Source organism: Paenibacillus sp. 4624 (genome assembly GCF_050435065.1).
GTDB classification, from domain to species: domain Bacteria; phylum Bacillota; class Bacilli; order Paenibacillales; family Paenibacillaceae; genus Paenibacillus; species Paenibacillus amylolyticus_D.
In genome coordinates, this window is record NZ_JBNDJR010000010.1 from 19313 (window position 1) to 40805 (window position 21493).

The 21493-nt window shown below is 48.9% G+C and carries 26 protein-coding genes; 25 read left to right on the forward strand and 1 reads right to left on the reverse strand.

The window, feature by feature from the left end; genetic code table 11:
* The first annotated feature begins 4 nt into the window (after window positions 1-4).
* From ABIE27_RS21290 to ABIE27_RS21315, 6 genes are all read left to right on the forward strand, one after another.
* Window positions 5-814: a response regulator gene (locus ABIE27_RS21290; RefSeq protein WP_123063172.1), complete on the forward strand. Its 810-nt coding sequence runs from the start codon at window positions 5-7 to the stop codon at window positions 812-814.
* Between the two features lie 211 nt (window positions 815-1025).
* Entirely contained in the window at window positions 1026-1595 is a 570-nt protein-coding gene (locus ABIE27_RS21295; RefSeq protein ID WP_123063173.1) for an NADPH-dependent FMN reductase, read from the forward strand.
* Between the two features lie 82 nt (window positions 1596-1677).
* The gene (locus ABIE27_RS21300; protein WP_123063174.1) at window positions 1678-2136 is read left to right on the forward strand and encodes a VOC family protein; all 459 of its coding nucleotides are present in this window, start codon (window positions 1678-1680) and stop codon (window positions 2134-2136) included.
* A complete protein-coding gene (locus ABIE27_RS21305; protein WP_123063175.1) occupies window positions 2133-2843 on the forward strand; it encodes a VOC family protein in 711 nt (236 codons plus the stop codon). Before ABIE27_RS21300 ends, ABIE27_RS21305 begins: the two co-directional genes overlap by 4 nt.
* Before the next feature lie 143 nt (window positions 2844-2986).
* Window positions 2987-3937: a hypothetical protein gene (locus tag ABIE27_RS21310; protein ID WP_240036670.1), complete on the forward strand. Its 951-nt coding sequence runs from the start codon at window positions 2987-2989 to the stop codon at window positions 3935-3937.
* Between the two features lie 429 nt (window positions 3938-4366).
* On the forward strand, window positions 4367-6070 hold the full coding sequence (locus tag ABIE27_RS21315) for a DUF4127 family protein (RefSeq protein ID WP_123063177.1): 1704 nt from the start codon (window positions 4367-4369) through the stop codon (window positions 6068-6070).
* A 95-nt stretch (window positions 6071-6165) separates the two neighbouring features.
* Here ABIE27_RS21315 and ABIE27_RS21320 read toward each other — a convergent pair whose 3' ends face one another.
* Entirely contained in the window at window positions 6166-6642 is a 477-nt protein-coding gene (locus ABIE27_RS21320) for a hypothetical protein (RefSeq protein ID WP_429351427.1), read from the reverse strand.
* 235 nt (window positions 6643-6877) lie between these two features.
* On the opposite strand from ABIE27_RS21320, the gene ABIE27_RS21325 reads away from it, so the two are divergent.
* The 19 genes from ABIE27_RS21325 (at window position 6878) to ABIE27_RS21415 (ending at window position 21329) form a co-directional block, all read left to right on the forward strand.
* Window positions 6878-8059, forward strand: coding sequence for a hypothetical protein (locus tag ABIE27_RS21325; protein ID WP_151458051.1), 1182 nt, complete (start codon window positions 6878-6880; stop codon window positions 8057-8059).
* A gap of 185 nt (window positions 8060-8244) precedes the next feature.
* Entirely contained in the window at window positions 8245-8445 is a 201-nt protein-coding gene (locus ABIE27_RS21330; protein WP_123063180.1) for a hypothetical protein, read from the forward strand.
* Entirely contained in the window at window positions 8445-9908 is a 1464-nt protein-coding gene (locus ABIE27_RS21335) for a phage tail sheath subtilisin-like domain-containing protein (protein ID WP_123063181.1), read from the forward strand. The genes ABIE27_RS21330 and ABIE27_RS21335 overlap by 1 nt, the downstream gene beginning before the upstream one ends.
* 198 nt (window positions 9909-10106) lie before the next feature.
* Window positions 10107-10514 carry a phage tail tube protein gene (locus ABIE27_RS21340; protein ID WP_123063182.1) on the forward strand — a complete coding sequence of 136 codons (408 nt, stop codon included), beginning with the start codon at window positions 10107-10109 and terminating at the stop codon, window positions 10512-10514.
* A 155-nt stretch (window positions 10515-10669) separates the two neighbouring features.
* Entirely contained in the window at window positions 10670-11104 is a 435-nt protein-coding gene (locus tag ABIE27_RS21345) for a phage tail assembly chaperone (RefSeq protein WP_090918338.1), read from the forward strand.
* A 14-nt stretch (window positions 11105-11118) separates the two neighbouring features.
* Window positions 11119-11262, forward strand: coding sequence for a hypothetical protein (locus tag ABIE27_RS21350; RefSeq protein WP_186811683.1), 144 nt, complete (start codon window positions 11119-11121; stop codon window positions 11260-11262).
* Window positions 11263-11287: 25 nt separating this feature from the next.
* Window positions 11288-12967, forward strand: a complete 1680-nt coding sequence (locus ABIE27_RS21355; RefSeq protein ID WP_429351428.1) for a hypothetical protein — start codon at window positions 11288-11290, stop codon at window positions 12965-12967.
* A 56-nt stretch (window positions 12968-13023) separates the two neighbouring features.
* Window positions 13024-13656 carry a LysM peptidoglycan-binding domain-containing protein gene (locus ABIE27_RS21360; protein WP_429351526.1) on the forward strand — a complete coding sequence of 211 codons (633 nt, stop codon included), beginning with the start codon at window positions 13024-13026 and terminating at the stop codon, window positions 13654-13656.
* On the forward strand, window positions 13653-14642 hold the full coding sequence (locus ABIE27_RS21365; RefSeq protein WP_429351429.1) for an XkdQ/YqbQ family protein: 990 nt from the start codon (window positions 13653-13655) through the stop codon (window positions 14640-14642). Before ABIE27_RS21360 ends, ABIE27_RS21365 begins: the two co-directional genes overlap by 4 nt.
* Window positions 14635-15045, forward strand: coding sequence for a hypothetical protein (locus tag ABIE27_RS21370; protein ID WP_429351430.1), 411 nt, complete (start codon window positions 14635-14637; stop codon window positions 15043-15045). Before ABIE27_RS21365 ends, ABIE27_RS21370 begins: the two co-directional genes overlap by 8 nt.
* A complete protein-coding gene (locus tag ABIE27_RS21375; RefSeq protein WP_429351431.1) occupies window positions 15038-15487 on the forward strand; it encodes a DUF2634 domain-containing protein in 450 nt (149 codons plus the stop codon). Before ABIE27_RS21370 ends, ABIE27_RS21375 begins: the two co-directional genes overlap by 8 nt.
* Window positions 15488-15491: 4 nt before the next feature.
* Window positions 15492-16637 (forward strand): baseplate J/gp47 family protein, encoded by a 1146-nt coding sequence (locus tag ABIE27_RS21380; protein ID WP_429351432.1) that lies wholly within the window; start codon window positions 15492-15494, stop codon window positions 16635-16637.
* Window positions 16630-17205, forward strand: a complete 576-nt coding sequence (locus ABIE27_RS21385) for a YmfQ family protein (protein ID WP_429351433.1) — start codon at window positions 16630-16632, stop codon at window positions 17203-17205. The genes ABIE27_RS21380 and ABIE27_RS21385 overlap by 8 nt, the downstream gene beginning before the upstream one ends.
* The gene (locus ABIE27_RS21390; protein WP_429351434.1) at window positions 17205-18185 is read left to right on the forward strand and encodes a tail fiber protein; all 981 of its coding nucleotides are present in this window, start codon (window positions 17205-17207) and stop codon (window positions 18183-18185) included. The genes ABIE27_RS21385 and ABIE27_RS21390 overlap by 1 nt, the downstream gene beginning before the upstream one ends.
* A 25-nt stretch (window positions 18186-18210) precedes the next feature.
* Window positions 18211-18630, forward strand: coding sequence for a phage tail terminator family protein (locus tag ABIE27_RS21395; RefSeq protein ID WP_429351435.1), 420 nt, complete (start codon window positions 18211-18213; stop codon window positions 18628-18630).
* 30 nt (window positions 18631-18660) lie between these two features.
* Complete coding sequence (locus tag ABIE27_RS21400) at window positions 18661-18903, forward strand: hypothetical protein (RefSeq protein ID WP_429351436.1); 243 nt, start codon at window positions 18661-18663, stop codon at window positions 18901-18903.
* Complete coding sequence (locus ABIE27_RS21405) at window positions 18903-20219, forward strand: phage tail sheath family protein (RefSeq protein WP_429351437.1); 1317 nt, start codon at window positions 18903-18905, stop codon at window positions 20217-20219. Before ABIE27_RS21400 ends, ABIE27_RS21405 begins: the two co-directional genes overlap by 1 nt.
* Window position 20220: 1 nt before the next feature.
* Window positions 20221-20679, forward strand: coding sequence for a phage tail tube protein (locus ABIE27_RS21410; RefSeq protein ID WP_017690162.1), 459 nt, complete (start codon window positions 20221-20223; stop codon window positions 20677-20679).
* Window positions 20680-20906: 227 nt separating this feature from the next.
* Window positions 20907-21329, forward strand: coding sequence for a phage tail assembly chaperone (locus tag ABIE27_RS21415; RefSeq protein ID WP_123063193.1), 423 nt, complete (start codon window positions 20907-20909; stop codon window positions 21327-21329).
* Window positions 21330-21493: the final 164 nt, after the last annotated feature.

Consider the following 21493-nt stretch of genomic DNA (forward strand, 5'->3'; position numbering starts at 1 on the left):
AATGATGCCGATTACAATTCTACTTGCCGACGATCATGTCATGGTCAGACGGGGACTACATGTTTTTCTGAAAACGCAGGAAGATATGAAGGTTATCGGTGAAGCATCGAACGGGCAGGAAGCCTTGGAGCAAGCACAGGAGCTGGAGCCGGATGTTATTCTGATGGATCTTCATATGCCTGTCATGGACGGCATCGAAACAGCCAGGCGTTTGCGTAGTCTGCTGCCACATACGCGGATTATCGTGCTAACTTCGTTCTCGGATCAGGATCATGTCGTTCCTGCGGTTCGTGCAGGTGTGAAGGGGTATCTGCTTAAAGATATCGAGCCTGAGGATTTAGCCGCTGCGATCCGTAATGTGCATTCCGGTCAGGTCGAATTACATCCAGCGGCTGCAAGTCAATTGATGCATGTCATGGCGTCGATGGATATGCTGTCAGATGCACCGCAAGAGGAAGGGAATACCTCAGGAAAAAAATATTTACAACGTTCGAATCAGACGGATCAACAAACGAGCGAACCAAGCCAATCGAGTAAAACGAGTCAGTTAAATGAACCAAGTCCTTCAAGTCGTTCATGGAGTTCTAGTCAATCGCGTTCTCCGTCCGATGAAGGTCTAAATATACTTACTCGCCGTGAACGCGAAGTGCTGGGGCTGATCGCTCAAGGGCTGAGCAACAAAGAGATTGCCGTACGGCTCGTGATTTCGGAGAAAACAGTCAAAACACATGTCAGTCATCTACTGGATAAACTAGGGGTTGCAGACCGTACTCAGGCAGCACTGCATGCTGTTCGAAATGGCTGGGAACTGTGATGAATTACAGGCTACCACTGGAGTCGCCAAATTCAGACAAAATTCAGACTAAAGTCGTATGAACTCAACCCAAAGGTTGAGTTTTTTTGTGCTGAAGTTAAGTCCATTAGCTGACGAATGCCGAGCTACATCAAGGTAAAATAAGGATAACCAAAGCCGAGAGACAAGAGCAGGTAAGAAGATACTAACAGCGATCAGGAGAGTGAATGTAATGAATATTGTGATATTGGCAGGCAGCAACCGGAGAAATGCAACAAGCACACGTCTGGGTGAATATGCCGCAGAGATCATTCAAAGACAAGGACACGAAGCGAGCTTATTTAATCTGTATGAAAAACCACTTCCGTTCTATGCCCCAGATGAAAAGCAAGATACCGACGAGAACCTGGTAACATTGAATACCGCGATGCTTGCAGCGGATGCCATCATTCTTTCTACACCGGAGTATCACGGTAGCATAAGCGGTGTGCTTAAAAATGCGCTTGATCATCTGAGTCAGGCCCATTTCAGTGGTAAATCGGTTTTATCGATCAGCTCTGCTGGAGGAGCAGTTGGGGTAAGCTCGCTTACCCAAATGCAAACCATGGTACGTAATCTGCATGGTATTAATGCTCCGGAATGGATTTCCATTGGTGGTGCACAGCGCAGACGATTTGAAGCGACGTTTGATGGCTACGAGGAATACGAAGGAAGTCAGGATATTGAGGAACGGGTGCAGCGTGTACTGGGCTCTTTTCTGAATCTGGCTCAGACGTTAACGGCGGCAAGGAGTGCACTGTAGAGTAATCCAAGGCTGACAAGTGGGGCATCATTTCAGTCTAATAAATTCATCATCTTAACGAAATAGAAGGAGGGGACACAGCGTGATTAAAGGTTTATATGAAACACATCTGAATGTTGCAGATCTTCAAAGATCACATCATTTTTACGAGAAGGTACTGGGCTTACCTCTTGCTAATGCACAGCCGGAACACGGATACTTATTTTACTGGATTGGCGGCGAGCGCCATGCCATGCTGGGGCTGTGGGAGAAGGAACCTGCACAGGTGCAACGTCAGCACTTTGCTTTTCACGTATCTTTGGAAGATATGAAACATGCCGTTGAATACCTGGAAAACAAGGGCATCCCCACCCGTAATTTTCAGGATGATGATATTGGGGAATTATATGTCTTTGCCTGGATGCCTGCGGTTGCGGTCTATTTTGCTGACCCGGATGGTCACTCGTTAGAATTCATCGCTGTGCTGCCAGACGAAGCGAAGCCTGAGCTTGGCTTGGTGCCGTGGAGTGAATGGGAGAGGCTGCATGGGAGAAGTATATGATCATTGAACAAGTATTGTTTCATACCGTAAAGCTGGAGGAACTGCACCATTTCTATGGAGTTAGGCTGGGCATGAAGGTATCCGAGATTAATCCTGTAGAGGAGGCCTTCACTGTGAAGGCTGGAAGCACCAAAATGATATTCAAGCAGTGGAACTCTGCAACCGAAACAGAGAAAAAGGGCATTGAACCGTTTTATCATTTTGCCTGGATGATTCCGAGGAATCAGTTTCAGCAAGCGAAGCAGTGGGCAGCGTCACGGGTAACGCTAAGCACAGATGGAGAGCGGGATCAGACTTACTCAACCAATTGGGATTCACATTCGTTATATTTTGAAGACCCGGCCGGAAATATCGTGGAGTTGATCGCTCATCATAAGGAAAATAACGAGCAAGAGGGTGCATTTTCGGTGGAAAATATTTTGAAGGTGTGTGAGATCGGGCTGGTTTCGGAGGATGTGCCAGCCACAGTGCACGAATTGGAGAAAGTGGGATTACCCCGCTGGGGCGAAGGCAGTGATACGTTTTCTCCTGTAGGTGATCGAAACGGTTTGTTTATTGTGGTGAGGAAAGAACGAGTATGGTTTTTCTCTAATCAAAAGGCTCAGATTTTCCCGCTAGAAGCAACGATACATCAAGTGGGTACGCTTCGATTCGAGGGGGATTATAGCCATTCATCAGGATATTTTGCTACTGGACTGACAGGTTGAAAGTTCTTAGATCAGATATAGGGGAAAAGGGGAATAAGTATCTGAACTCCATCATGTTATAGAAGTAAACGCTTTATTTTATGGAGATCAGGAGTAGTCCGGCTTGTAGCGAGGCTTCCGTAACTTGAAGGGGGATGACACACTTGGATCGACGTTTGTTGGAAGAGGGACTAGCGACTATTGCGTCCAGTCGGGAACGCACAGGTGACCTATGGCATGCCCATTATGGGGCAGGGGCTATTGCGGCTTACTTTTGGGTGAGGGAAAATCGCCTCACAGCCCTCGCCGCTGGCAGTGTTACCGCCGAAGCGAAAGCGATGCTTCGCCAGCATGGGACACATATCAGTCATACCGCTTCACCAAGTGAGCGCATGCCGTTAGAAGAAGCCGAAGCGCGTATTGCAGACGCGCTGGAGCACACGATTGGCGAGTTGCACTGGGTAGGACACCAAGTGATCTATGGTGCGATTAGCCTCAAAGCCCTTCGTGAACTGGAAGGATGGGGCACCGTAGAAGAGATTGAGCAGATTGCTCAATTAATCGAGTCGTTTGAACGTACGATTCCAGGGAGATCCTGGGTGAATACAACAGTAAAAGAGATTCGCCATATGCAGCTGGACGATAATGACGATTTCCCTGAGATACTGCATCCGATTCAGTTGTCTCAGTTCATTCTGGAGGAACTTGGTGCGTTTCGTACAATTTATCAAGCGGAAGCCCATCATGATCTGATTGGACATATGCTTACCTACGGTCATGCGCTGAACATGCTTTATGAGCTGGGTTATCAGGCTCTATTCTATAAAGGCGTTCCGCCTTTTCTCAAAATGGTCAAGGCCTTGCGCCTGAGCCGTGATATCGATCTGACGCCGGAGGCAGCCACGCTGCAATCTCCTGTGGACGTGCTACCACTAGCACAAGCTGAGCGTTCACGCGCTCTGCCACATGAATTGGAATACTGGTTGAAGGATCGGCGCTGCCGTGACTGGTATGGCGGGCATATATTTAAATTTCCGTTCAGCTTCTATCACCATGCCAAACATGAGGAGCCTGAGCCTGGAATTTGGGAAAATTTCCGTTATATTATCGCGTGAACATGGATCAGTGTGAATATGCCATAATTGGAATCGATATATATGGATTAAACCGGCATCCTTGAATAACGAACAACTTAAAAAGATTAGCTTAGAAAAGCACTTGCCCAAGCGGCAGGTGCTTTTTCGGTAGAGCCGCACTATTTCTCATAAAACCGACGACAGATCGGCGTAATTCATCCGCAATACCGTCTACGTGAGGGAGAAAAGAAGGTAAGATGATAGTATCGGATCAGAAGCAAGGGAAGCAATGTGCCGTGCAGTTTGTAGCGTGTAGCGCACAAAGTCTAAACGATGTGCAAGAGACGGAAAAGTAGCTCACGCAGAAAAAGATCAGGCCAGCAAAATGCTGGTTTTTTTCATTTCGGTGATTGCGCCCTTGCCCTGATCGGGTATTGAAGAATATCAAAAAACAGGAGGATACATGATATGAAAACAGTATTGTATGTACCACTCGATGATCGTCCGGCGAATCTGGATGACGTCATTGTCCAAGGGAAAGCAGCCGGTCTTCACATCGTTACACCCAGCCTGAAAGATATCAAGAACCGTTTGGATACGAAGAAGACGACCGACGGCACAACGCTGCTGGGCACTTCGACGCCCGTTTACGGGAATCCGTCCAACATTTATGATTTCATTGTCAAACATGCAGCGAAGGCAGATGGTTTCATTATTTCAACGGATATGCTTGCTTATGGCGGATTAATCGGCAGTCGTCAGCTTCGCGAAAACGGCGGGGGAACGTATCCGTCATATGACGAGCAAACCACTCATTTGCTGGATGTCATTCGAATAATTAAAACGAAGTACCCTCGCAAACCGCTGTTTGTGATGGATACGATTATGCGGCTTGCAACCACTTCATTTGCAGATGGTTTGGCACTGGATGCCTATAATGAATCTCGCTCTCTGATGCAGCAACCACGCCAGACCTTCACGGAGTTTGAAGATATTATTCAAGGATATAACGTTTCTCCAGATGGAGTAGAGTATGGGGAGACCACTTATTTTGATAAACCGAAATACTATAATACAAGACAGCACAAGTTCAAAACCAATCGTTACATTCTGGATCAACTGGCTCGTACGGGTTATATTGATTTCCTTGCCGTTGGTGTGGATGATGCGAATACCCAAGGGGTTCAGATCAACGAGATCAAGTATGTCGAAGCACGGATTAACGAATGGCTTGGCGGCACGGATGGACAGAACCCGGATCGTGCGATTATTTTGCCGGATGCCGACGGTCTGGGACATGCTCTAGTCGCTCGAATGGCGAACCAGTTATTCAGGGGCGGAGCGAAAACGAAATATGGTGTGAAGTATTACGGGCCACACGGCTCGACGATCATCAATACCTACGAATATATGGATGTACATCAAAATGTGGTGCATCACGTCGATATTGTCGGTGGTGTTATGATTGAGGATGGGGCAGATTCTACGTTGGATATGGAGATCATTGCTATTACGGCGCTTGACCAGGCACAGGCGGCAGTGGAGCGTTTGGCAACGAATGGGGAACAGGGGTTGCCTTCGATCCTGATTGATTTTGTGGGTAAAGGGCCTGCGAATGTCGATGTGGCTGAAGCGTTGCTGAATAGTCCATATACCGGACGCGTACTTGGATACAGTGCCTGGAATACACCGGGGAACAAAATTGGTCTTGCGGTTGGCATGGCACAATCGAGATTTGCACTGATCACGACTGAAAAGCATGAATATAAGCTGCGGGATGCCATGAATGCACACGGCTCGCTGTTGTTCAAACGTTTCCTGAAGGACTACAGCTACAAAGCGGTAGCCATTGCCGATGTTCGTACCTATTCGCGTGCGCATGCACTGTATACCAATGTAGCAACACTGGCGGATCAGAATATGCTGCTGTTTAACTCGGAAGAGGATTACGCTCATCTGCAAAGCTTGCTGCGTGACCTTATGCAGACACACACCGCTGAACTGGCAAGCAAACCGGCTTTCGGGCAAGGCAACCCGGCCATTCGCCGAATCTGTGACGGGCAACTGACGTATGCAACTTATCATGGTGAATTGTTGGAATACAACAATCCGGATTTCATTTGGGGACGTGCGTTTGAAATTACGCTGAGCCCGCAAGCAAGGCTGAACTAAAATCATGTTTTAGAATGACAGAAGAAATGGACTGCAATTCAAGTTGAGAACAAATAGAGCGAGCTACTCATAAACGGTAGCTCGCTTTCTGATTCTCAATGCCAAGCAGCTATAATGACGAACATCATAGCTACAACAAAAGAAAGTATGAGAAATGATTTATAACTGTGACGCTTATGTGCGATCCATACCCCATAAGAAGACATGAGAGACGAGATAAAGAAAAATAGGTAGAATAACCTTCCTTCTGGAGAAAATAGAAAAGCAATGCTTGTAAAGTTCCAAAATCCAGAAAGAACAGGGATCGAATATACGGGGACAATGGCTGCAAGTGCGAATAACAGCGTTTGTGTCCAAAGAAAGTACTTATTTATCCATTTCAATAGAAGAATGGATAAGAGAAATAATAGCAAAGTTACTGTGAAAAAAGAGGGGGCGGTCCACATGAGAAGTTGTCCCCAACCACTCATTTTTTCATCATAAAGTAGAAATAAACCCAAGGTATACGCAACTAGGCCTGCCAAATAACTTGAGATGAACACCCAGATGTAAAATAGATCAGATTTTTTCATTTAATCGCCTCCACTCTAATAGAACACGATCACTTTATTAATGGTATATTTTTAACATTTAATTGTCTATCTTTAGAGAAAAAAGTCACATAAGAAGTGTCGTCTTTTTACCGCCCAACTTCCTCCCTTATTCGCGCACAAGTCAACCCAATCACCATCCGCGGTAGGGTAAAAAGGCTGTAAGATAGTATTATCGGATCCATTGCCGAGGGACACACCGAAAGCACATACGCTAATGTACAGACCAGTCAATAGGGCTGGTCTTTTTGATGCGGTGAAGTTGTCCCTGCATTTTGATCCGGTTTCTACACGGAGTGTGGGAAAAAGGGGGAATCCCGAACTGCCACATGGTTGCTGTAACATGCGGGCAGCATTCACTTTTACGGCGGAAGGGGGCGAAATGAATGTGTCTATTCGACATGAAATGAACAGTGAAACGAGCAATAAAATGAACAATGAGCAAAGCCACGAAATTAGCAATGGTGTATCAGAGATCAGGATATCAGAGATCAGACTAAGTACACGTATCAAAAAGACGTTAAAGCAGAAGCTTGCAACTCTCATACCTGCTTGGGAAGGCCGCGTGCAGGATATTCCTGCTTCGGGTGAAGTGCTGTCTGGCCCATGTGCAGTGATTGCTTTTGCTGAAGAAGTGCCCAAGTCAACCTGGGCAGGATACAGGAGAATCATCAAGATTTCACCGTATGCCCGATCGGAAGACGGGGGTGCAGAGCAGGTGGAGGCCTGGTCAGCAGAGTTAATCGCAGGCTTGCATCAGGTTCGGCTGGAAGATGAGCAAGGTGAAGCTTTTACCTGCCTCTATCTGGGTTCAACGGACAGTGACCGTGTTGATAGTGGATCGGGTATGGTTACGCGTAGTTTACGTTTTGGTGTATACGTTCCTGAACCGCAAGGCGCCGCCGGGAATAACCCTGTCACGGGTGATCCTTGGCTTGTTGCTTTGCAGCTATGGACAGCGAACAAGCTGGGATCGAATTGGTCTGTGTATGCCAATAGTTGGCCAGGTGGGTATAGGATGCCGTCTGTACTGTGGCGTTTAAGCGGGTACAGTACCGCAGTGGCCGGAACATCGGCGCTTGAAGTACGCAAACAGTGGATCGGGCATGTTCTCACCGATGATACAGGTCTGACAGATCAGGCGGCAAGCCACCTGGTCCAGCAATTGGCACTTCAATCGCGGATTCCAATGACTCCATTGGATAACGAGGAAGCTGGAGCTAACGCGATGGGCGAGAGTCATACACGGTATGTGACAGTAGATGAGGTAACAGCAGATTTGCAAGCCGATGCGTATCTGAATGGACAGATTCGTCTGACATTAACACAGCGTATCCGTCGTCCGGTTACAAGTGCACCGCTTATGCGTGAGATCCACCATAACAAAGGAATAGAGTAAAAGTAAGTCCCAGAGAAGCTATCACTAACGGGTAGTTTCAGATCGTTTTATATCGTAGCTTTTGTAGACTGATTAGTATCAGAAAGACTGCTTCAAAAGTAGATATTTCATCGATTATAGGATTAAAAATTAATAGGTGAGACGAGATCATTTGAACTTTGTTAAACCAACGAGGTGAGAAATACATGGCAAGCTTTATGAAAAAAAAGTCACCAGTTTCCCCGCAGTATACGCGGGCTGAACTGATGAATCATTCGGAAGCCCTCTTTGCCGTGAAGGCAGAGGTGCTGGCTGGTGCGCTGCACGAAGCGGCGCAACAGACGTTTTCCATTGAAGAAGCACAGGCAAGAATCAACCAATTTTTGAAAGCGAAGGTGAATGAATAATGGCAGGTGGAACTTGGGAACAAACAAATCGTCCGGTCCTTCCGGGTTTGTATATGAATTTTCAGGCGGCAGCGTCTTCAGCAATTCAGGCAGGCAGTCGTGGAACGGTCGTTGTGCCGGTCAAGGCTAACTGGGGTCCGGTGGGCACGTTTGTGGAAGTAAGCAGTGAAACGGCAATTGAACGTACATTTGCGGCCGATGCAATGGATAACGGTACGGCTTATACATCTTTGAAACTGGCTTTGCTCGGCGGACCGAAGAAACTGCTCGCTTATCGGGTGGCAAGTTCTGCAGCGAAAGCAGCCACGCTGACGTTGAAGGACGGCGGTGGTGCTGATGTGCTCCAGATTGATGCAAAATATCCGGGCGACCGTGCGAATGGCTTCTATGTAACGATTCAGCCGGGTGTGATCGACAATACGAAGTTTGAAGTGCGCCTGTTTGAAGGCAACCGCATGCTGTATGCTCTCTTGACGGCAGATGTTACAGCGGCAGCCCTTGCCAAAGAGATCAATGCCGATGAGCAAAATCTATGGATCACGGCTCAGGCGATTGGAGAAGGGACTGGGGAGGTTGCGAACGTATCGGGTGCGGCTTTCAAAGGTGGTGTAAGCGGCAATGATGCACTGACGAATGCAGAGTACATTGCTTTGCAGGGCGCGCTGGAAGGAGAGCAGTTTGATGTGCTTGCCCTGGATCATGCGGCGGATGCAGCGTTGCTTGCGAGCTTTGCGGCATGGGTCAAACGGGTACGCAGTGAAGGCAAGCCAGTCATGGCCGTATTCGGTGGCTCTACGGCAGATGATACGTCTGCTTCGGCAGCTCAGAAGGCTGCAGCACGCTCTCTTACGCTGAACCATGAAGGTGTGATTAATGTGGGCACGGGCGTGCGTTTGGGCGATGCTTTCTATAGCTCCGCACAGACCTCTGCTTATGTTGCGGGTCTTATCGCCGGACAACGTCTGAACGAATCCACGACATATGCGGCAGCACCGTTCGATGATGTTACACGCCGCTGGACACGCGCCGAACAGGAGCAGGCTGTACAGAATGGCGTATTTATTTTCTTCCACGATGGACGACGGGTTAAAGCTCTTCGTGGCGTGAATACTCTGGTTACCCCTGCTGCCGGACAAAATAATGCGTGGAAAAAAATCCGGTCGATCCGGGTCATGGATGTGATTAATACAGATTTGCAGCGCTCCGCAGAAGATACGTATATCGGCAAAGTGAACAATACCGAAGAAGGTCGTCAGGCACTGATTGGTGCGATGAAGGCCTATTTGGCGTTGCTTGCACAGAGTAATGTTATCGAAGCCGAAGGGTATGATGTTGTTCTCGACCCGGCGTATTACGGTGATGTTCCTGTGCTGAAACCGGAGGCAGATCAGGTATTCCTGCAATGGAATGTGAAGCTGACGGATGTGATGGAGCAGTTGTTTGGTACGTTTTACGTGCAATAAGGTAAAAGGCTTGATAACAGGCTAACAGGCTAGTAGATAGTTTTGTAAAAAAGTAGAAGGACATGTTGAGTGGTTGGTTTACACGAATAACGGAGAGGACAGCGAAATTCTAGGGATACAGTGATTCGGAGGATTTCTGATGGCGTCGTTATGATATGTGAACAATAACCACTCAACCATAATAAGGAGGAAATATACATGTTGGATGCATCAAGAGTGATTCTCGGTACCCACGGTCAATTGCATATGGATGGTGTGTGGCAGACCAATATTAACAAGCTGGAGGCCAGCGTAGAGATTGAGAAACGTGAGCTGAATCTGGTCGGCAACGAGTGGAAGGTTCACAAAAACGGTGCTAAAAAAGGTACAGGTACGATGACAGGTTACAAGGTTACGTCCGATATGATCAAGCGCGGCTTTACCAAATTTCAAATTATCTCCAAGCTGGATGATCCCGAGTCGTACGGACATGAAAGTGTACTGTTGAAAGGTTGCATGGTAGATAAAATTCAGCTGGCGAACTGGACGGCAGGTGAGGAAGTGCCGGAAGAAACGGGCTTTACCTTTGAAGGGTTCGAATTGCTGAATCCGATTGTAGCGAACTGATTTTTATGAAAGGTTATTGAACTTGTTCACAATAAGCAAGGACACTGAAGCAGACCGAGAACCCCTCGGTCTTTTTGTGTCTTGAGATGATTATGAAATACACACGGAAGCACATCGAATTCAGAGAATACATGAGAAAAAGGAGATTTTAACCGATGAGTATGAATGAAAATTTGTCCGAAGAGCAGATTTTAGATCAGTTGTTTGAAGCGGCAGAACGTCTGCCAGAAGAAAATGTGCGTATCCAGCGTCTGGATCTGCTGCTCACCTTGCGCGGATTGACGTCTTCCAAAGTAGACCAGATTCGCGAGCGCTGTACGATCCGCAAAACGACAAAAGGCCGCACCGAGGAAAAGGTGGATACCGAAACGTTTAACGCCCTGCTGATCTCCGAGGCCACGGTGAAAATGAGTGTCCGCGGACTGGAGCTGTCCGGCTGGGGAGACAATCGCATCACAGGACGTATGAAGCTGTCGGGTGGAGAGCAGGCGGTGCGCCGTATGTTGCTGGCTGGTGAACTGGATGCGGTTGGGGATAAAGTGCTTGAACTGTCCGGCTTCGGCGTGGAGATTGAAGACCTAAAAAACTGATTCACTCCGGCGGGATGACCACGTTCCTATATCACATGTGGGTGCGTCATCATCTCCGTCCCGGAGAGTTCTGGTCTTTGCCACGCGGGGAGCGCTCGTTGTTGCTTGCGTTCTCGGAAGAAGAGATGGCGGCAATATCTGCTCAAATGAATCGTTAATTGAAAAGGTCAGGAGGTGAAACAAATGGCAGAAATGATTATCGGGTTATCCCAATCGAACACACAAATGAAAACGACGCTTCGTTACCTCGATCAGATTCAACGTTCTACAGATCGCTTGAACCGGGTTCGGTATCAAGGGCTGATCAAAGTGAATGATGAGCTGAGAACCACCGGACGCAGACTGGAAAGCATCTATAGTACAGCTGTCCGTTTGAGCCGCTTGCGGATCACACCGAGAATTGGATTGGACGATCAAGCTACTCCGGTGCTCAATGGTCTGATGAATAAAATGAAGAGCATTCCCTCTAATTTGTTGAATGCTACAGCAAGTGTGAAGCTCAAAGTCAGCCATCAAATCTCAGGCGTATCCGTTAATGTAAATTCGCAGTCACTGATTGATGCTTTGAATAGGAATACACTATCGATCTATATGCTTAGTAACAAACTGAATTCCCTTAATCTTGCAGCAGGAGGAAAAGAGGAGAAACCGAAAACTTTTTTGCAGAAGATGAAAGGCATGTTTGATCGGGGAAAATCAATCTCATCTGGTGTGGGGAAAGTTTTTGATGCTAGAAATAGTGGGAAGAAGCTATGGAAAGAAATCACAACACCCGCCACACCGGGTAATAAATTCAAAAAGGCGTTCAAGATTACAAAACGTGGGGCAAAGTTTGTGAATGACTTCTCGTCCGCAGGGTCTGATCTAATCGGTGGATTCGATGGATTATGGGGCGATGTAAAAGGTCTCTTTGGCGGAGGAGGCAGTGGAAGTGGAGGTGGGGCAGGAGGCAGTGGTGGGGCTGGCATCATAAGCAAGCTTGGTGGCAATCTCGTTAAAGGAGCGGGGAAATTGTTTGCACCACTCCGTATGTATAACAATATTCAAGAACTTGCAAGCGCCCCACCTGAGGATCGTGCTCGTGCGTTAGGTTCGGTTGCTGGTAATACAGTAGGAACAGCTATTGGTACCGTGCTTGGTAGTGTGATTCCAATTCCGGTGATTGGGAACATGCTGGGCGGTTCAATAGGCGGTTGGCTTGGTGAAAAGGCAGGTGGATGGCTGGGTGACAAGGTAGGTGGATTTCTAAAAGACAACGCGGAGGGCATCTCAAAAGTAGCGAAATTTGCTTCTGAGGGAGCGAGTTACTTGGCGGATAAAACGACAGATTTTTTCAGTGGGGTTGCAGGTTTTTTTGGTATCGGCTCTAAAAAAGAAGAGCAGACTGCCCCAGTAGCAGCGGACATAACGTCATCCTCAACACCTGCAGCACCGCAGACGCCACCCCCTCCACCGGCAGCACCTCAAATGCCGCCAGCGTACAGACCGGCAGTTCTCTCAATCACTGGGCCCGAAGCTTATATGAACAATCGATTGGGCTCACCGACGGCTGCGGGTCTTATGGGAACAAGCGTGATGCAATCCCAAGCGATGGCCACGAATAACGCAGGTCAACCCAATGAGAAAGCTTCGCCGCTCACCGTGCGTATTTCCGAAGAACAGATGAGCAGTTTGGCAGGTTACCTTAAGGATTTTAAAACGGAAACGACCAACCAGATTTCGGTGAATGTTGCACCAGGCACAGTGCAAGTGACCGTTTGGGAGAACGCGATTGATTACGACGCTGTGACTCAACAAGTGGGGCAACGGATCTCGAACGAGCTCCGCCGGGCGATGCAAAATCGCAAAACGATTATGGCCTAAGCAGAAAGGAGGCCGCAGATATGTCTGTACTTCAAGATGAAGTTGGTCCTAATAAAATGTCGTTCACGTTGAAGGACGGCAGTACTTCGTTTGTATTCCCGGTGAACCCGGAAGAAGTCAACATTTCCAGATCCAAGGGGTACGAAACGATTAATATGCTGGAGCATGGCGAGTTTGATTTTGCACAAGGGGAGAAGGTGAAGGAGATCACCTTCTCTTCTTTTTTTCCCAAAGTATATGACCCGTCCTATTGCATGGACAAGAAGGATTTTCCAGACCCACGCGTGGCGCTGAATGTGCTGAACACCTTTCTCATCTCCAAACAACCGATGCGTTTCATCATCTCGGGGACCGGAGTGAATGTACCAGTATTTCTGATTTCACTCAATTCGAGTTTTCGCGGCGGGGAGCCGGGAGATATTTATTTCGACTTGACCCTGCGAACCTGGCGAGATTCCAAAGTGGGGAAAGTGGGTTCAGGCACTTCTGGTAGCAAGTCTGGTTCACGTACCGATCTGAAAAAAAGCAGCAAGACGTATACCGTCAAAGCCGGGGATTCCCTGTCCAAAATAGCCAAGCTTGAGCTCGGAAATAGTTCCAAATGGAACGAGATTTACAACCTCAACAAGAAAATCATCGGCAGTGATCCGAATCGGATCAAGCCCGGGCAAAAGCTGGTGATGCCATGACCTACAAGGTTATTGTCGATGACAAATATGATATCACCAAGCTTGTCGAAACGATTACGCTGAAGGACTCGCTTGATCAGATTGCCTATCAAGCGAACATCCGGCTGGCCGTGTCTGCTTCTTCAGGTCTGCCTTCGATTTCACCAGGCATGGCGGTGCGGATCAGTGGGGTTCCTTTTGGCGAAAAATCAGTGGTCTACCTGCTCCATCCAGCGGTCATCTGGGAAGCGGAAAGCTCGAACAGCGGCACCAAGCGTTTGTCCCTCACGGTCTACGACCGAATGATTTATCTTGAGAAATCGGAGGACGAATTCCTGTTTCCCAAGGATCAGACGGCAGTGCAACGGCTTAAAGCGTACGCTAAGGAATGGAAAATTCCCTTGGCTACGTTGCCAGAGATCAAGACGAAGCTGGGTAAGGCGGTGTATCGGTCACAGACGATTTTTTCGATGATATTTGCCGATCTGAAAGAAACGGCCAAGTCCGGGGGAGACATGTATCATCCGCGGATGACGCCTGGCGGGTTGCAGTTGTTCAAGGTAGGTAGCAACACGAAGGTACACGCGCTGGATCGGATAATCGATCTGACGCAGATGCGTACACTCGAAGGCGCGGTCACGAAAGTAAAGGTGATGGCAGCGTCTGAGTCCGGCGGTAGCGGTAAAGAGGTGCCTTCCAAAGTGTTAGCGATTGAGCAGAGTGATACAGAGCAGTTAGGTACATTACAGAAACTGGTCGAAGACGATCAGGTAAAAACCGCGGCCGCCGCAAAAAAACTGGCAAAAAGCAAACTGACAGGTATTCAAGAGACGTTTACGATCTCGGCTCCGGATATCAATACGATTCGCGCAGGAGATGCGGTCACGTTGAAAGGTCTAAAGCTGATCGTCATGTCGGTGAGCCGGGATCTGTCAGCCGGGCCGGGCACGATGACGCTGGAGCTGGGCACGGCGGAGCTGGTGAAAAGGAGGTTTTACCTTGAATAAAGAAGATCCGTACGGGCAGTTTGCCAATGTGATGCGGGGAGCGATGAGCACACATTCCCGTCAGGCCGTGAGCGGTTTGGGCGCGGTGCTTGGTACGATCACGGCGTCCGGTGTGAAGCTGGACGATTTCAAGCACGAAGTGCAGGATTATCTCGTGGCTGAGCTACCGGGCACGCTAGGGTTGCCGGAGCGCGAGACAGCTGGCGCGATTTCCGGGATATCTGATGTGGCGGGCGGCGGTACGACGGGCACGGGACGGTTTCTTTTGCAAAAAGGGGAAGTGGAAGAAGCAGTCTGGTCTTTGGGCAAAGGGTTGAAAGCCGGGGATCGCGTGCTGGCGATGCGGGTGAATGGCGGGAACGATATTGTGGTGCTGTGTAAGGTGGTGAGTGCGAATGCCTAGTTTGTTTCCGGGTATGGTCTGGGGAGATGAAGAGGATCTGTCCGGGGTGGCCTCGGAAGAGGTGCGTTTTGGACGAAGCTGGCGCTATGACTATGAGGCTGGTGATTTTGTGCTGACCCCCAGCGGCAAGGTGGCCACGGCAGATACGCATGAAGCTTGGGTACAGTGGTGTATCAAGGCGGTGAAAACTCCGCGGTACAGACATGTAATCTATTCTCGGGACTACGGTTCGGAACTGGAGGATCTGGTCGGTCAGGGGGATAGCCGCGGTGTGACGGAAAGTGAGATTGCCCGGATGGTGACGGAAACGCTGCTCGCCGATCCACGTACCGATACGGTCGATCAGTTTACATTTGATTGGGACCGGGAGCAGTGCGGGTTTACGTGCCGGGTGATGAGTGTGCAGGATGAGATGTTTATTCTGGAAAGTGAGGTGATCTGACGGGATGGCTGAAATTCCGCGTTATTTGGAAGACCAGACGGAGGAACAGATTATGCAGCGTATGCTGGATCGTCTGCCCGCGGATCTGGATAAGTCGGAAGGGTCGTTTTTGTGGGATGCGGAGGCTCCGGTAGCCTTTATGCTGTCCGAGGCGGCGCTTTGGGCGCAGGAGCTGCTGCGGCGCGGATTCGCCAGTACGGCGGCGAGCCGTGATCCGAATTTTCGTTCGGAGGAACTGGATTTGCGCGCGGGTGAACATGGCATTACACGCCGGGCGGCGGTGGCGGCACAGGGCACCGTGAAATTCACGGGTGAGCCGGGGAAAGTCAAAGTCGTGCCAGCAGGTACGGTTGTAGCTACTCTCGCAGATGAGGTATCCGGTGAAGCGTCGCTGGAATATGAAACGGTGGGCCGTGTGGAGCTGGATGAGGATGGTCTCGGAAGTGTAGGTGTACGTGCGCTTGTTGCCGGAAAAGAGAGCAATGTACCCGCAGGCACGTTAACCGTGCTGTCTACACCGGTAAGCGGAGTGACGTCTGTGGTAAACACGGACGTCATCAAGGGCGGTGCGGACATCGAGGCAGATACCGCGCTACTGGAGCGCTTTTATGCCAAAGTCCGCAACCAGGGAACCAGCGGCAACAAGGCACAGTATGTGCAATGGGCCAGCGAAGTGCCGGGCGTCGGGGCAACGCGGGTAATCCCGCTATGGCAGGGGCCGGGTACCGTCGGGCTGTATCTGCTGGATACGGACAAGCGAGCTGCAGGATCTGATCTGGTGGATGCGGTGCAAAAGTACGTTGATCCCACGCAGGATGGACAAGGCGAAGGCGTTGCTCCGGCTGGCCCTGTGGTGACGGTGATGCCGGCAGAGGAAGTACCGATGAACATTCAGGTGAAGCTGACGCTGGCAAGTGATGCCACGCTGGCGGATGTCCGGGCATTAATCGAACGCGGAGTGACCGCGTATTTGAAGCAGCTTGCCTTTGCCGATCCACTCGTACGTTACACTCGCATTGCTGCGATTCTGCTGGACATCCCGCCGATTATCGACTATTCGGAGCTGACCGTGAACGGTGTAAGCGACCAGAATATCGAGATGACCACCAGCCAAGTGGCCGTGCTGGGGACGGTGGATGTGCATGAGTAGTGTGGGACTGACGAGTGAGAAAGGCCGGGAGCTGTTCTCCTTTTTGCCCCAATATTATGAGACTTCGCGTGTGATGCAGGCCGATATGCAGGCCAAAGGTGTGGAGATGGATCTGCTGTATCAGGCTCTGGACGAGACATTGGAGCAGTTTTTTGTCCGTACAGCGACGTGGGGACTGGATTTCTGGGAGCGGGAGCTTGGCATTGAGACAGATCGTCTCAAACCTGTGGAGCAACGGCGTGCTGTGGTGGAGTCGAAGCTGCGCGGGGCAGGCAAGTTTTCTGGAAGACAAGTTGCAAACGTTGCTGAGGCATATGCCGGGGGCAAGGTGGATGTCACGTTCCAGCCGGAAGCATGGAGTTTTACGGTGAGTTTTGTAGACACGATGGGCATTCCGCCCAATATCGATGATCTGAAACGAGCCATTGATGAACTGAAACCAGCGCATATGGCAGTAGAATATAAATACCGTTATCTGGTCTGGGACGACCTGGACAAGAAGCAGAAAACTTGGGATGAACTTGATGCCGCGTCCCTGACGTGGAATGAACTGGAGGTGTGGGCGTAATGCCACAGGAAACCGATCGATTGAAGCTACCTCTTCCACTAGGAAATGAAACTGTGAGTCGGGAGAGCATTAATGCAATTTTTGAAAAGATTGACGCAGGCGTTGCCACACAAGCGGATTTGGACGCACTTCGTGAAGCAGTGAGCAAGATGGATATCCCCGATGCGTCCTTGACGCAAAAAGGGAAGGTGCAGTTATCGAACAAGATGGATGGCACATCCGAGACGGTGGCGGCGACGGAGAAGGCGGTTAGGGATGCGAAGGTTGCGGCGGAGACGAGTGCAAAGAATGCGAGTTTACCAAAGTCAGGAGGCTCATTAGTAGGTGATGCGGGGGTGTTAAATCTTGTTGGATCAACTCATGTTTACCAAGGTTTTTTGCCAGCAGGGACAAATGCAGGGAGAAAGGGCTACATTGGGTTCGGTACTCCCGGTGGGATTGATTTCTCAATTGCGAATGAATATGGCGGAGAACTGATTTTTAGAGATAAGAATGGCACTACAACTCTTTCAGATTTAAAGTCATCTGTCAGTAGCGGAAAAGCAAGTATTGCTGCCGCCATTACTGGCAAAGGTATTCCAACGGCAGCGGATGCTTCATTCCTCATGATGTCCAATAACATAAGCTCACTTAGAACTAGTATAAAATTTAAAAGTGCTACAGTTTCTGCTTCAGGAGGGAGCATCTCATCTTTATCTTTTAAGCCCTTATTCTTATTAGTGCAAAGTTCATCATATCGTGAAGTGGGCGGTATGATTGGAAGTGTTAGATCCAATGGTAATATTTTAGCTTGGTTAGACGAAAGTAATACTTTAAAGAGGAGCGCTTTCGTGGGTGCAATTGCTGGTACTAGCTCTCCGGAATCGTCAAATTTCGATTTTTCATATGTTGAGTTTGGAGAAAGAAGTGTAAATTTCGGAGTTCAATACTATGCTCGATCTAACCAAAATTCTTTAGAATGTTTTGTCTTTGGTCTGTAGTTTTAATCATTAAAGGAGGTGAACCATGACCACAACCCAAATTACCAACTCCATCGCGGCAACACTATCACATCATCTCCCTAATATCCCCATCCAGCCTGCAACAGGAGCAATAGCTCCAGAAAGCCAAGGGCTAACTTATCGCTTACTTGCTGCCAAACTCACTCGTGAGCGCAGTGATCGATTCGTGCAATCTCACATCTACGAGATTCGGTGGCTGGATGGGAGTAACATTCCGGAAGACTTGCCGGACAAGCTCTTTGAAGCACTGGAGACGATTGAAGTGGAAGGTACTCCCTATCGAGCAACGGAGCTGCGATGGAAGGCTTGGGGAGAGACACCCAAACTGTGGGTGTATTACACGATGCGAACCACCAAAGTGTCGGAGTCCTCCGGTCCAATGAAGCAGCTGGAACAACGACCGACTGCTTTGAAATCATCATAGCAAGATGAACTTATTTTAGGGGGACTTATTATGAAAGGAATAGGAGGCGCGCTCGCGATGTTTACCAAGAAAGAAACAAATCGAGAGAAACATGAAGAAACAGAACAGCAACATAACGATGCACAATATAAGAAAGAACAGTTTGCCGACGCCCGGCAGTTTAGCCGGTTGGAAAAAGATATTTTGGCAGCCGTTCTATCGGAAGAGAAAACGTACACCGTGCTAGAGGCACAGCAACAGATCCAACAATTTATGAATGAGGAGGCACAATAATGGCTGGAGGAACATGGACAACTCAAAATAAGGTACGCCCCGGCGTATATATGAACTTTGCATCAGAGGGTACTTTGCCCGGTACAGTGGGAGAGCGGGGAACGGTGGCTTTGGCACTTCCGCTGTCTTGGGGACAAGCAGGTACAATCTTGTCGGTACAGGCAGGTGAAGATGTGCAATCGAAACTCGGTTATGACTGGACAGCACCACAACTGCTGCTGATTCGTGAAGCGTTGAAACGTGCACAGACCCTACTTTTATATCGTCTTAATGCAGGAACGAAAGCCAAAGCCACATTGGACACCCTTACAGTAACTGCTCAGCATGGCGGTGTAAGAGGGAACGATCTGGCCATTGTCATTTCCGCAAATATGAACGAGCCGGAACAATTTGATGTATCTACTTTGCTCGCTGGCAAAGAAGTGCACAAACAGACGGTGTCCAACATCGGTCAACTACAATCCAATGCATTTATCACCTTCACTGGCGAAGGCACGCTTACGAATACGGCTGCTCTTCCGCTAACAGGTGGTAATGATGGTACATCTACCAACCAGGAGCATGCCGATTTCCTGAGCAAACTGGAAGTACTTGATTTCAATACGGTTGGCCTGATCTCGGATGATGCAACACTGAAGTCTGTTTACACCGCATATATCAAGCGTCTGCGCGATATTGAGGGTAAGAAGGTACAACTGGTGCTTTCCAACTATCCAGCCGCGGATCATGAAGGTGTCATTAGTGTGAAAAATGGAGTTGTGCTTGCGGACGGTACCGCCCTTACACCGAAACAAACGGTAGCTTGGACTGCCGGTGCAACAGCAGGGGCTAACCTGAACGAATCTCTAACCTTCCGTGCGTATGACGATGCTGTGGATGTAAATGGACGGTTGACACACACCGAGACAGAGGCGGCACTGCGGAGCGGCGAGTTTGTATTTACAGCGAGCAGCAACCGTGCGCTGGTTGAGCAGGATGTGAACACATTCCGTTCCGTAACCCCGGATAAAGCACGTCATTTTGCCAAAAACCGTGTGGTGCGTGTTCTGGATGGTATCGCTAACGACATGAAACGTATTTTCGAATCCTACTATATCGGCAAAGTAAACAACAACGAGGACGGACGCAGCCTGTTCCGCTCCCAATGTGTTACCTATCTGAAGCAGCTTCAGGATATTGGAGCGATTCAGAATTTTGACTCCAAAACGGATATTACCGTGCTACCGGGCAGTGAAACCGACAGTATTTTGATTGAAGTGCAGGTACAACCTGTGGATTCCGTTGAAAAAGTATACATGAAAGTGAAGGTGGTTTAAGATGGCATTTTTGAAAGCAAGCGACACGATTTCCGGCCAAGAGGGCCGTGCATATGCAACCATTAACGGACAGACGGAAGAAATGTTCTACGTGAAGACACTGGAAGCAACGGTGGAGAAGCAAAAAGCAGAGGTTAAAACATTGGGTCGCCGCGGCGTGCAGCACAAAGCAACAGGCTGGTCCGGTTCAGGTTCCATGACGATTTTCTATACAACTTCCCGTTTCCGCGAGCTGATGCTTCAGTACATGCAAAATGGCGTGGATACCTACTTCGACATTGAAGTGACCAACGAAGACCCATCGTCCACCATTGGTAAACAGACTGTGACCCTCAAAGGTGTTAACCTGGACAGTGTAATCATGGCATCCCTGGATACCGAAGCCGAGGCGCTGGAGGAAGAAGTGAGCTTTACGTTTGAAGATGTGGATATGCCTGTATCCTTTAATCTTCCGAAATAAGTGATACATGTGTTTAGCGCGTAAACCAAGATAAACAATAAATAGTCGAGCATCGGTTTTGTAAAAGAAACCAGTTCAACTTGCCTGTGTTACGGGCTATTTGATGTGTCCAAGTTTTTCAGGCAGTCGCTCTGAACATACCGAGCTTTGCTTGTAAATAACCCAGTATAAATGCTCTTCGCCGCTCTATGCGGCGGGGAGCCCTAACTTAAGAGGAGGAACTAAACATGAGTGGATTGAGTATGTTTTTTGCACAAAACGCGGTAGCAGATACAACGGAGGAATTTATCGTCTCATCTCGCTTCAAAGATGACAAAGGTGCACCGGTAGCATGGAAATTGCGCAGCATGACCGAGGACGAGAACCAGGAATGCCGCAAGGCAGCTACCCGCAAAATCAAGGGCAAGAATGGTGTCTACACTCCTGACATTGATGCCAATGATTACATGGCTCGTCTGATGACGGCAAGCGTGGTATACCCGGATTTGAAAAACACCGAATTGCAGCGCTCCTACGGCGTAATGGGTGCAGAGTCACTTTTGCGAAAAATGCTGTTGCCTGGGGAATTTGCTTCACTCGGTGAACAGGTACAGAAGCTGAATGGCTTTAATCAGGACATGAACGAACTGGTGGATGACGTAAAAAACTAATCAAAGAGGGCGATTCCGAAGCCAATCTGGCTTATTACGCTCTCCATGAATTAAAGATTTTGCCGCATGAGCTAATGGCCTTCTCCATGCGAGAACGGGCAGCGATCTATGCGATGATCCAGGTTAGGGTGGAGGAAGAGAAGAAAGAGCGGGCGAGAAGCCGC

Excerpts from the sequence above, each read along its gene's own strand:
- ABIE27_RS21290 (WP_123063172.1), top strand. The coding sequence starts at position 5 with ATGCCGATTACAATTCTACTTGCCGACGATCATGTCATGGTCAGACGG.
- ABIE27_RS21295 (WP_123063173.1), top strand. The coding sequence starts at position 1,026 with ATGAATATTGTGATATTGGCAGGCAGCAACCGGAGAAATGCAACAAGC.
- ABIE27_RS21305 (WP_123063175.1), top strand. The coding sequence starts at position 2,133 with ATGATCATTGAACAAGTATTGTTTCATACCGTAAAGCTGGAGGAACTG.
- ABIE27_RS21315 (WP_123063177.1), top strand. The coding sequence starts at position 4,367 with ATGAAAACAGTATTGTATGTACCACTCGATGATCGTCCGGCGAATCTG.
- ABIE27_RS21320 (WP_429351427.1), bottom strand. The coding sequence starts at position 6,642 with ATGAAAAAATCTGATCTATTTTACATCTGGGTGTTCATCTCAAGTTAT.
- ABIE27_RS21325 (WP_151458051.1), top strand. The coding sequence starts at position 6,878 with ATGTACAGACCAGTCAATAGGGCTGGTCTTTTTGATGCGGTGAAGTTG.
- ABIE27_RS21330 (WP_123063180.1), top strand. The coding sequence starts at position 8,245 with ATGGCAAGCTTTATGAAAAAAAAGTCACCAGTTTCCCCGCAGTATACG.
- ABIE27_RS21335 (WP_123063181.1), top strand. The coding sequence starts at position 8,445 with ATGGCAGGTGGAACTTGGGAACAAACAAATCGTCCGGTCCTTCCGGGT.
- ABIE27_RS21340 (WP_123063182.1), top strand. The coding sequence starts at position 10,107 with ATGTTGGATGCATCAAGAGTGATTCTCGGTACCCACGGTCAATTGCAT.
- ABIE27_RS21345 (WP_090918338.1), top strand. The coding sequence starts at position 10,670 with ATGAGTATGAATGAAAATTTGTCCGAAGAGCAGATTTTAGATCAGTTG.
- ABIE27_RS21350 (WP_186811683.1), top strand. The coding sequence starts at position 11,119 with ATGACCACGTTCCTATATCACATGTGGGTGCGTCATCATCTCCGTCCC.
- ABIE27_RS21355 (WP_429351428.1), top strand. The coding sequence starts at position 11,288 with ATGGCAGAAATGATTATCGGGTTATCCCAATCGAACACACAAATGAAA.
- ABIE27_RS21360 (WP_429351526.1), top strand. The coding sequence starts at position 13,024 with ATGTCGTTCACGTTGAAGGACGGCAGTACTTCGTTTGTATTCCCGGTG.
- ABIE27_RS21365 (WP_429351429.1), top strand. The coding sequence starts at position 13,653 with ATGACCTACAAGGTTATTGTCGATGACAAATATGATATCACCAAGCTT.
- ABIE27_RS21375 (WP_429351431.1), top strand. The coding sequence starts at position 15,038 with ATGCCTAGTTTGTTTCCGGGTATGGTCTGGGGAGATGAAGAGGATCTG.
- ABIE27_RS21380 (WP_429351432.1), top strand. The coding sequence starts at position 15,492 with ATGGCTGAAATTCCGCGTTATTTGGAAGACCAGACGGAGGAACAGATT.
- ABIE27_RS21385 (WP_429351433.1), top strand. The coding sequence starts at position 16,630 with ATGAGTAGTGTGGGACTGACGAGTGAGAAAGGCCGGGAGCTGTTCTCC.
- ABIE27_RS21390 (WP_429351434.1), top strand. The coding sequence starts at position 17,205 with ATGCCACAGGAAACCGATCGATTGAAGCTACCTCTTCCACTAGGAAAT.
- ABIE27_RS21395 (WP_429351435.1), top strand. The coding sequence starts at position 18,211 with ATGACCACAACCCAAATTACCAACTCCATCGCGGCAACACTATCACAT.
- ABIE27_RS21400 (WP_429351436.1), top strand. The coding sequence starts at position 18,661 with ATGAAAGGAATAGGAGGCGCGCTCGCGATGTTTACCAAGAAAGAAACA.
- ABIE27_RS21405 (WP_429351437.1), top strand. The coding sequence starts at position 18,903 with ATGGCTGGAGGAACATGGACAACTCAAAATAAGGTACGCCCCGGCGTA.
- ABIE27_RS21410 (WP_017690162.1), top strand. The coding sequence starts at position 20,221 with ATGGCATTTTTGAAAGCAAGCGACACGATTTCCGGCCAAGAGGGCCGT.
- ABIE27_RS21415 (WP_123063193.1), top strand. The coding sequence starts at position 20,907 with ATGAGTGGATTGAGTATGTTTTTTGCACAAAACGCGGTAGCAGATACA.